This is a genomic window from Streptomyces sp. NPDC097129 (genome assembly GCF_055668065.1).
Genome location: NZ_JBVOQE010000002.1, coordinates 901895 through 911848, shown reverse-complemented (window position 1 = coordinate 911848; position 9954 = coordinate 901895). Strand labels below are relative to the sequence as shown.

General features: G+C 71.2%; 8 protein-coding genes and 1 pseudogene. 1 reads left to right on the top strand and 8 read right to left on the bottom strand.

What is annotated here, in order from left to right; genetic code table 11:
* Positions 1 to 77: 77 nt before the first annotated feature.
* The 7 genes and pseudogenes from AC0B9F_RS09765 to AC0B9F_RS09735 form a co-directional block, all read right to left on the bottom strand.
* A pseudogene (locus tag AC0B9F_RS09765) lies at positions 78 to 782 on the bottom strand (histidine phosphatase family protein); the annotation flags it as partial.
* A gap of 38 nt (positions 783 to 820) precedes the next feature.
* Complete coding sequence (locus tag AC0B9F_RS09760; protein ID WP_472000495.1) at positions 821 to 2626, bottom strand: carbamoyltransferase family protein; 1806 nt, start codon at positions 2624 to 2626, stop codon at positions 821 to 823.
* 10 nt (positions 2627 to 2636) lie between these two features.
* Positions 2637 to 3755, bottom strand: coding sequence for an NAD(P)/FAD-dependent oxidoreductase (locus tag AC0B9F_RS09755; protein ID WP_472000493.1), 1119 nt, complete (start codon positions 3753 to 3755; stop codon positions 2637 to 2639).
* Positions 3752 to 4720, bottom strand: a complete 969-nt coding sequence (locus tag AC0B9F_RS09750; RefSeq protein WP_472000492.1) for a cucumopine synthase-related protein — start codon at positions 4718 to 4720, stop codon at positions 3752 to 3754. Before AC0B9F_RS09750 ends, AC0B9F_RS09755 begins: the two co-directional genes overlap by 4 nt.
* A 54-nt stretch (positions 4721 to 4774) precedes the next feature.
* On the bottom strand, positions 4775 to 5245 hold the full coding sequence (locus AC0B9F_RS09745; RefSeq protein ID WP_472000490.1) for an SRPBCC family protein: 471 nt from the start codon (positions 5243 to 5245) through the stop codon (positions 4775 to 4777).
* Between the two features lie 502 nt (positions 5246 to 5747).
* The gene (locus tag AC0B9F_RS09740; RefSeq protein WP_472000489.1) at positions 5748 to 6413 is read right to left on the bottom strand and encodes a TetR/AcrR family transcriptional regulator; all 666 of its coding nucleotides are present in this window, start codon (positions 6411 to 6413) and stop codon (positions 5748 to 5750) included.
* Between the two features lie 16 nt (positions 6414 to 6429).
* Positions 6430 to 7188 (bottom strand): SDR family oxidoreductase, encoded by a 759-nt coding sequence (locus AC0B9F_RS09735; RefSeq protein WP_472000488.1) that lies wholly within the window; start codon positions 7186 to 7188, stop codon positions 6430 to 6432.
* A 113-nt stretch (positions 7189 to 7301) separates the two neighbouring features.
* On the opposite strand from AC0B9F_RS09735, the gene AC0B9F_RS09730 reads away from it, so the two are divergent.
* Positions 7302 to 8249, top strand: coding sequence for a quinone oxidoreductase family protein (locus AC0B9F_RS09730; protein ID WP_472000486.1), 948 nt, complete (start codon positions 7302 to 7304; stop codon positions 8247 to 8249).
* A 145-nt stretch (positions 8250 to 8394) separates the two neighbouring features.
* Here AC0B9F_RS09730 and AC0B9F_RS09725 read toward each other — a convergent pair whose 3' ends face one another.
* Positions 8395 to 9924, bottom strand: coding sequence for a helix-turn-helix domain-containing protein (locus AC0B9F_RS09725; RefSeq protein WP_472000485.1), 1530 nt, complete (start codon positions 9922 to 9924; stop codon positions 8395 to 8397).
* Positions 9925 to 9954 lie beyond the last annotated feature (30 nt).

The following is a 9954-nucleotide window of genomic DNA, read 5'->3' as shown; positions in this document are numbered from 1 at the left end:
GCGGAGGCGGGTCCAAGAGGCGGTGCGGGCCTACATCCGCCAAAACGCCTCGCAGGTGAGGCGAATTCCGGCTGAACTCATCGCAGATGCGAGGTGTCGTTCAGAAATCGCACCGACGTATTTCCGTCACCGTAATAGGCCACCGCGGACAGCGAAGCCGCCGCCAGTTCCATGCGGAACAGGGACGCGGGCGGTGCGCCCAGCGCCAGCCGGACCAGCGTCCGCAGCGGCGCGACATGGGAGACGACCAGCACCGTACGCCCCGCGTACCGTGCCAGCAGCCTGTCCCGCACCCGCACGACCCGGCGTGCCACCGCCTCGAACGGCTCGCCCGTGCCGCCCGGCACCGCCGCCGGCGACTGCGTCCAGGCCGCCATCTCCGCCGGGTGGCGCTCGCGGACCTCGGCGAAGGTCAGCCCCTCCCAGGCGCCGAAATCCGCCTCGCGCAGGCCCTCGTCGACGAGGACGTCCAGGCCCAGGCGCCGCGCCGCCGCCTCGGCCGTCTCCCGGCAGCGGCGCAGCGGCGAGGACACCACCGCCCGCACCGGGCCGCGCGCCGCGAGCACCGCCGCGGCCGCCTCGGCCTGCCGCCGCCCGGCAGCCGACAGAGCCGGGTCGGCTCCGCCGCTGCCCGACAACCGCTTCTGGGCCGTCAGCGCCGTCTCGCCGTGCCGCAGCAGCACCAGCGTGGTGGGCGCCCCGGGGCCGGTGAGCGGGCCGGAGGGCGCCGGGGCGGCCTCCTCGGGCACCGCCCCGTCCGCCGCCCAGGACGGCCCCAGCGACTGGACGGACCGGACTCCCGTGTGATCGGCCGGGTGCGTCATGCGGAGGGGGCCACCTTCGTGACGAGGTGGTTGCCGAGCACGAGGTGATCGATCTCCGTGCCGAGGAAGCAGTTCAGCGCGTCGGCGGGGGTGCAGACGATCGGCTCGCCCGCCACGTTGAAGGAGGTGTTGATCAGGCAGGGGACGTCGGTCAGCGCGGTGAACCGGCGCAGCAGGGCCGCCAGCCGCGGGGTGTCCTCATCGGTGAGCGTCTGCACCCGCGAGGTGCCGTCCACATGGGTGGCGCCCGGGATCACGTCGCGGAACTCCGGCCGCACCGGGAACACGAAGGTCATGTACGGCGAACGGGTCTTGCGGCCCATCTCGAAGACCTGCGAGGCCTGCGACTGAAGCACCAGCGGCGCGAACGGGCGGAACGGCTCGCGGTGTTTGACCTTGGTGTTGATGATGTCCTTGATGTCGGCGAAGCCCGGGTTCGCAAGGATGCTGCGGTGCCCCAGCGCCCGCGGACCGTGCTCGATGCGGCCCTCGTACCAGCCGACGACGACCTTCTCGGTGAGCAGCTTCGCCACCTGGTCGACGACCTCGTCGTCGCTCAGCCTGGTCCACCGCACACGGTCACCGACGTCCCGCAGGGCCTGCTCGATCGTCGCCTCGTCGTATTCCGGTCCGAGGTACGGAGTGACCCGCGGCGGCTTCTGCCCGCCGGCCCGGCCGGCGCCGGCCGGGTGATGGAGCCAGGCGTGGACCGCGGCGCCGATGGTGATGCCGGTGTCGCTGGCGCCGAAGCTCACCTCCATGTCCTCGAACCGCGACCCCTCGAACAGCGGGGTGTTGTTCAGGCAGTTCAGCGCCACCCCGCCCTCGAACAGCAGATGGTTCAGGTCCGTCCTGGCCTCGAGCGCGCGGACCTGGTGCCGGGTGACGACGTTCAGCATCTCCTGCGCCGCGGCCGCCACCCGGGCCTGGTACTCCAGGGTGTCCTGCCGGGGACCGAAGTACTCCTCGAACAGCGGATCGAGGCTGCGGGGGTTGTCCGTCTCCAGGGGCCGGGCGAAGGTGTACCGGCCGCCGTCGTGCAGCTGGACGAAGTCCTCGACGAACGGGTTCGGCACCGGCGGCGCGGCGTATCCGGCCAGGCCCATGACCTTGTACTCGTCGTTGTTGGGCACGAAGCCCAGGAAACGCGTGATCGCGCTGAACAGGATGCCGATCGAGTACTCGGCGCCGATGGCCGACTCCTCGAAGACGCGGATGCGGCCGTCGCGGATCTCGCCGGTCAGCGCCGACAGGATCTCGGCGCGCCCGTCACTGATCAGGAACGCGGTGTCCTTCATGCCCGCCGCGTAGTAGCCGGTCATCGCGTGGGCGAGGTGGTGCGGGACGAACACCACCTTCTCCGGGTCGGGTGTGAAGCCGGTGCGTGCGGCGAAGTCGGCGAGGATCGCCTCGTGGCCGACGACCTCGGTGACCAGCTTCCCGATGTTGTTCAGCAGAGCCGCTTTCGCCGCGGACGGCATCGGCGCGGACGCGATGCCCGACAGCATCTCGGCGAGGACCTCGGCGGAGAAGTCGAACGGGATGGCGATCAGGTCGATGTCGGAGAAGTGCAGCCCCGCCTGTTCCAGGCACCACTGCACCGCGTTGACCGGGAAGTCGGTGGTCTTCTTCTCCCGGTTGAGCCGCTCCTCCTCCACGGCGGCCACCAGCTCGCCGTCCACCAGGAGCGAGGCGGCGGCGTCGTGACCCAGGAGGTAGTGCTTGTCGGTGCCGACCGCGCCGAAGTGCTCGGCGAAGAACTGCGAGACGCGGGTGAAGCCGTTGCATCCCAAGATGATCATGACTGCGTCCTTAGGAAGGCGTCGATGGCCGGGCGGCCGCGGGGAAGCGGGCGGCGGAGAGGCCGGCCGTGTCGAGGAAGGGCTGCTTGCCGAGGAAGAGGTCGCGGACGATCTCCCCGGCCGCGGGCGCCTGGCACAGCCCCTGGCCGGAGAATCCCGCCGCGTAGAGGAAGGGGCGGTCGGGGTCGCGGCCGATGGCGGCCTTCCCGTCCGGGCTGACGTCGAGGTCGCCGCTCCACCCGTGCTCGAGGCGGTTTCCGGCCAGGGGCGGGTAGGTGGCGCCGAGCCGGTCCGACACCCGGTGCAGCCAGGCCTCCGGGGACTCCTTCGGGCCCGGGCGGCCCATCCCCACGAGGATCCGGTCTCCCCAGGACCGGATCCGCAGGCTGGACGGGTGCAGGGTCATCGGCAGGGTGGTGTCCGGGAAGGCGGCGGGCGCGTCGGTGAGGAGCAGGTCGATGGGGTACGTGGTCAGCGGAAGGTGCACGCCGGCCAGGGCGGCGACCGTTCCCGCCCAGGGTCCCGCCGCGCAGATGACGGTGCCGGCGCGGACGCTGCCCGCGGGCGTGTGGACCAGCCCGTCGGGGTCGATGCCGGTGACGGCTGTGTGCGTGCGCAGCACGGCCCCGGCCTGCTCGGCGGCCCTGGCGTAGCCGCGCACGATGGCGGCGGGATCGACGGCGTAGGCCTCGGGCGCCCAGGCCGCGGCCAGGACGGCGCTCTCGTCGACCAGCGGGTTGAACCGCGCCGCGTCGGCGGCGCTCACCAGCTCGACGTCCACTCCCGCGGCCCGCTGGGCGTCCTGGGTGCGCCGGAAGTCCTCCACCTGCTGTTCCTCGGTGAACAGCACAAGGAAGCCTGTACGCCGCATGCCGAGGTCGGTTCCGGTCCGCTCGGCGAAGGCGTGATACGCGGCCAGGCTGCGCACGGCGAGGCTGCCGGTGAGGGCGTCGCCGGGGAAGTAGCTGCGGACGACGCCCGCGGTGGTCCCGGACGATCCCGATCCGAGCTCGCCGCGCTCCAGCAGGACCGTGCCGACACCGGCCTCGGCGAGCCGGTACGCGATCGACGTACCGATGACCCCTCCGCCGATGACGAGGGCGTCCGTGCGTGCGGGCAGCTCGCTCATGACTGCTGTCCGATCCCGGTGGGGCGCAGCTGGCGCAGCTGGTCGGTGGCGTCCCAGGGGAAGAGGTGGAGGTTCCAGCCGCCGAGGCAGTTGATGTAGAGGGCCATGTGGGCGGCTACGGCCTGGAGGTCGTGGCGGTCGAGGTGGTCGAGGCAGGCGAGGAAGCGCTGGGTGAAGGCCCAGAGCTGTTCCAGGCCGCAGTAGCCGAGGAACTCGGCGGGGACGCCGACGAGGAGGCGGGCCATCTGGCGCAGCGAGTCCAACGGCATCTCGCCGACCGCGGCGCGGATGAGGCCGCCGTAGCTGGCGTATCCGAGGGGGCGGGTCTCGCCGTTGACGAAGAGGAGGGTGGGCAGGACGGTGTCGTAGGTGCCGGCGCCGGAGGGGATGAGTCCGCGGTGCATGTCGGCGAGTTCGGCCGGCTCGTCCAGCCAGATCCGCCCGGTCTCGGTGTGCAGGTCGCCGATGAGCCGGTCGGCGTCGGGGTGGGCGGCGGTGAGGCGCGGGATGTGGTGGCCGCCGGTCGTGCCGGCCTTGCGCACCTCGACCAGGATCTGCTTCTTCGTGGCGTAGACGGCGTCCCAGACGGCTCGGCCGGCCTCGTCCAGAGCGGCGATGTCCTCGTGCCGGATCCGGCCTATGGGCGCGGCGGGCATGGGTTCGGTCAGCGTTCCGTATTTGATGCCCAGGTGCTGGAGCCCGGAGAGGAACACGGTGCCGTCGGGGGCATCGCGCCGGTCGGGAATCCGGTGTGCGGGGTGGGTGTGGAGCAGTTCGTGGATGGGCGCCACGTGGTACAGGTGGCTGCCCGCCACGAGTGCGTGGCCCTGGAGACTCCGGTAGGGCAGGGACTCCCACAGCAGGTCGGCCAACTCGGAGTTGCGGCCGTCGAGTTCCGCGGTGACGGTGATGCCCAGATCGGGCCAGACGATCTCGATGTGCCGGCCGGACGACGTCTCGGTCACGATTGCTCCTTCGCTCGAAGTAACTCGGAGTAACTCGGAGTAAGCGGGCTGCGGTTACTTCGCCGGCGACGCGAAATGGTCCCGGATGGCGTCGGTCTGCTTCTCCATCAGCGAGATGATCGTCTCGACGACCTCACGGTCGGCGTCCTCGGCGATCGTCAGCTCCCGCGTCCAGTCGAAGAAGCTGCGACTCGGGTCGTTGGTGATCGGCCGGACCTGAACGGTGGCGAGATACTGGTCGACGCCCATCGTCGGCGCGACGGCCCGGTAGGTCTGGGACCGCTCCACCTCGTTGCGGCCGGCGACCTCCTGCTGGACCAGGCCGTCGTTGAACACGAGCGTGAAGTCGTAGCGCGACGGGACCCGCTCGACCGCTCCGCCCTCGGCCCAGCCGACGTTCTTCGCGCCGGCGCCGGACACGATCGACACCACCTGGAGGGCGTCGCGGACCACGGCCCACACGGTGTCCGGATCGGCGTCGACGACGGTCGAGTGGTACATGGTGTGCTTGCGCTGAATTGCCACGGCAACTCCTTCTCGGGGCAAGGGGAATGGCCCTCGCTACGGTGGGACCAGTGGGGGAGATGTACAGCGGGCCGGCGTCTTGTGGCCGTCCTCAGGGGATTCCGGCAACCGGCAGCGCGCGACCGCACCGCGGACTGGTCGCGGTGCGGGGGTGACAAGCGAACTCCCCCGCTTCAACAACCTGTTGAGGAGTAGACAGCCAACCGACTGGATCCAGCCAGACGCGGAAGACATGAAGACACCGGTGGGCCGGTACCGGATCTTCGGAGACTTCTACGAGAACCCGACTCGTCCGTGATTCAACACTCCTACAAGTCGAACGTGTCGTTCCGGTAGGGGAGTTGCAACAGGCGGACCCCCTCCCGGCTCGCCTCAAGGCAAGCGGGAAGGGGGTCGGGAGAGGTCGGGAGTGCGTGCGATGTCCCGGGAGAGGCCGGCGAAGGCCGTGACCTGACCGCGAGGCCTGCGTGCTGCGCCACCACTGCGTAGTCGCCCCGCGGCCTCAGCCCTCAGGCGCGTTCCACAACTCGCTCAGTTCGGACCAGTCCGGTGCCGGGCCCGACAGCGCGCCCGCCCGGTCGGTTGCCGAGCTGTGCAGTCCGGCGAGGACCAGGTCCAGATACCGCAGGTGGAATGCGGTGGCGCGCTCGTCGGTGACGGGGATCCGCGCGGCGAGGTGGTCGAGCAGCAACGGGATGTCGGCGGAGGAGAAGTCGGCACGCAGTACGCCTGCGCGGTGCGCGCCGTCCACCAGCTCGCCGAGGGCGGCCCGCAGCTCGGTGGCGGCGGCCACGATCTCGTCCGTGGCCGGCAGCCGGCCGCCGACCAGGGGGAGCAGCGGACCGCCCGCGCCCTGGGCCGAGAGCGCGTCCCGCAGAAAGCGGGTGAAGGCCGCCCAGGGGTCGCGCTCCTCGGCGAGAGCCGCGCGCGCCTGGGCGGCGAGCTGCTCCATCCCCACGACGCGCATGCGCTGAGCCAGCAGTTCCTTGCTGGGGTAACGGCGGTAGAGACTGCCCATGCCGACGCCCGCCCGGCGGGCGATCTCCGAGACGGGGGCGTCCCAGCCGAGCTCGGCGAAGACCTCGCGTGCGGCGTGCAGGAGACGGGCGTCGTTGCGGTCCGCCTCCCGTCGGCGGCCGCGCGGTCTGCCGGTCTGCGTGTCACCCATGGACAGGGATTCTTCCCTACCGTCGCGCCACGCCGTGCCCGCCGTCGACGGTGAGCACCTCGCCGGTGACGAAGCCCGCCTCCTCGCCGGCGAGCAGCGCGATCGCCCGGGCCACGTCCTCCGGTTCCGCGACCCGCCCCAGCGGGGTGTTCTCCGCCAGCCGCCGCTGGAACTCCTGCGGCATGCGTGCGCTGCTCTCGGTGCGGACGTAACCCGGTGCCACGACGTTGACGGTGACGCCGAGCGGGCCGGCCTCGTACGCGACGAAGCGGGCGAACGTGTTCAGGGCGGCCTTGGCGGTGCCATGGGCGGCCATGCCGGGGGCGGGCGGACCGTCGGCCACCGCGCTGGAGACATACACGATGCGGCCCCGCCCCCGGGCGGACATGAGCCCCAGCGCCTGCTGGGTGAGGGCGTAGACGGAAGCCAGCTCGTCCGTCACCTTCGTCCTGAAGTCGTCCCAGGCGAGCGTCTGCACCGGGGCGGGGGTGAAGCGGGCGCCGGCATTGCAGACCAGGACGTCCAGGCGCCCGTCGCTCGCGGAGCGCCGCAGCAGTCCGGCTGCCTGGCCGGGGTCGTGCACATCGGCCTGCACCGCGAAGGCTTCGCCGCCGTCGGCCTCGATGAGCTTGACCACCTGGTCGGCCGCCTCACGGTTCGTGAAGTAGTTGACGGCCACGCGGTAGCCGCGGGCCGCGAGTTCGCGCGATGTGGCCGCGCCGATTCCCCGGCTGCCGCCGGTCACCAGGGCCGTGGGCTTGGTCGTGGCGTGCATGTGTCCTCCGCTTCGGCGTGATCGTCGGCCGCCAACGTATCGGAGCGGAGCGCTCCGCTCAAAAATTTGCGAGGAGGGGGAATCGGTCCTTCCGGCACCGTGTTTCCGCCCACATGAGCGAAGCAGTAGTAGCGCGTGCCTACGGTGGTCCCGAGGTGCTGTCGGTGATCGATGCCGCCGTACCGGAGCCCGGGCCGGGCCAGGTGCGCATCGAGATCCGTGCCGCCGGCGTCAATCCGTTCGACCACAAGGCGTACAGCGGGGCCTTCGGAACCGACCCCGCGAACCTGCCGATGCGGCTCGGCGCCGAAGCGGCCGGTGTGGTGACGGCGGTGGGCGCCGACGCGGCCGGCCCCGCCGGCCCGATCGAGGCCGGCGACGAGGTGATCGCCTACCGCGCGCCCGGCGCGTACGCCGCCGAACTCGTCGTCCCGGCTTCGTCGGTGGTGCCCAAGCCGGCCGGGCTCTCCTGGGAACAGGCGGGCGGGCTGATGGTCACCGGCGTGACGGCGGTGCACGTGCTGACAGCGATCGGCCTGCGCGAGAACGACTCGGTGCTGATCCACGGCGCCGCGGGAGGCGTCGGTCTGATGGCCGTGCAACTGGCCGTCGAACGCGGCGCCACGGTGCTGGGGACGGCGAGCCCGGGCAAGCACGACCTGCTGCGCGACCTGGGAGCGATTCCGATCGCGTACGGGCCGGGCCTGGCCGACCGGGTACGCGAGGCGGCGCCGCAGGGCGTCCACGCGGCGGCCGACCTGGTGGGCACCGACGAGGCGGTGGACGTCTCGGTGGACCTCGTGGCGGACCGGTCCCGCATCGCGACCATCGCGGCGTTCGAACGCGGCGCCGGGGCCGGCATCAGGCTCCTGGGCGGCGGGCCCGGCGCAGACCCCGGCACGGAGATCCGCGCCGCCGCGCGCCTGCGGCTCACCGAAGCCGCGCAGGCCGGGCGGCTGCGCGTCCTGATCGCCGGCAGCCACCCGCTGCGCGAAGCCGCCGAGGCCCATCGGCGGATCATGACCGGTCACACCACAGGGAAGATCGTCCTCATCCCGTGAACCATCCGCCGACGTCGGCACCGACTTCTCGCCGACCGACCTGGCCCGCCCGAGCCGGCCGCACGGCCATGGCCGTGCGGCCGGCTCAGGCGTCGCTGACTGCCTTGCTCACCTGGTCGAGCGGTGACCGCGCTCTGACGGTGACTCAGATGTCCCGGAAGATCTCGATCTGTGCCCCGATCGAGTTCAGGCGTTCCGCCAGGTCCTCGTAACCGCGGTTGATGACGTACACGTTGCGCAGGACCGACGTGCCCTCCGCTGCCATCATCGCCAGCAGGACGACCACCGCGGGGCGCAGGGCCGGCGGGCACATCATCTCGGCGGCGCGCCAGCGGGTCGGGCCCTCGACCAGGACCCGGTGCGGGTCCAGCAGTTGCAGGCGGCCACCCAGGCGGTTGAGGTCCGTCAGGTAGATGGCCCGGTTGTCGTAGACCCAGTCGTGGATGAGGGTCTTGCCCTGGGCGGTGGCCGCGATCGCCGCGAAGAACGGGACGTTGTCGATGTTCAGGCCCGGGAACGGCATCGGGTGGATCTTGTCGATCGGCGCCTCCAGCTTGGAGGGGCGCACGGTCAGGTCCACCAGGCGGGTACGGCCGTTGTCGGCGAAGTACTCCGGCGTGCGGTCGTGGTCGAGGCCCATCTCCTCCAGGACCGCCAGCTCGATCTCCAGGAACTCGATCGGGACGCGCCGCACGGTCAGTTCGGACTCGGTGACGACGGCCGCGGCCAGCAGGCTCATCGCCTCGACCGGGTCCTCGGAGGGGGAGTAGTCGACGTCGACGTCGATGTTCGGTACGCCGTGCACGGTGAGCGTCGTGGTGCCGATGCCCTCGACCCGCACACCGAGCGCCTCCAGGAAGAAGCACAGGTCCTGGACCATGTAGTTGGAGGAGGCGTTGCGGATGACGGTCACGCCGTCGTGGCGCGCGGCCGCGAGCAGCGCGTTCTCGGTCACCGTGTCGCCGCGCTCGGTCAGCACGATCGGGCGGTCGGGGCGCACGGAGTGGTCGACCTGGGCGTGGTACTGACCCTCCGTCGCCGCGATGTCCAGACCGAACCGGCGCAGCGCGATCATGTGCGGTTCGATGGTGCGGGTGCCCAGGTCGCAGCCGCCGGCGTAGGGGAGCTTGAAGCGGTCCATGCGGTGCAGCAGCGGGCCGAAGAACATGATGATGGAGCGGGTGCGCACGGCGGCGTCGGCGTCGATGGAGGCCATGTCCAGCTCGGCCGGCGGCGCGATCTCCAGGTCCACGCCGTCGTTGATCCAGCGGGTGCGCACGCCGATGGAGTTGAGCACCTCCAGCAGGCGGTACACCTCCTCGATCCGGGCCACCCGACGCAGCACCGTCCGGCCCTTGTTGAGCAGCGACGCGCACAGCAGGGCCACGCAGGCGTTCTTGCTCGTCTTGACGTCGATGGCTCCCGACAGCCGGCGGCCGCCGACGACCCGCAGATGCATCGGGCCTGCGTAACCGAGCGAGACGATCTCGCTGTCCAGTGCCTCACCGATGCGAGCGATCATCTCAAGGCTGATGTTCTGGTTGCCGCGCTCGATGCGGTTGACGGCGCTCTGGCTGGTTCCGAGCGCTTCGGCGAGCTGCGTCTGCGTCCAGCCGCGGTGTTGCCGGGCGTCGCGGATGAGCTTGCCGATGCGTACGAGGTAGTCGTCTGCCATGAGGTTGAGGTTATCTCAGATATGAGATGG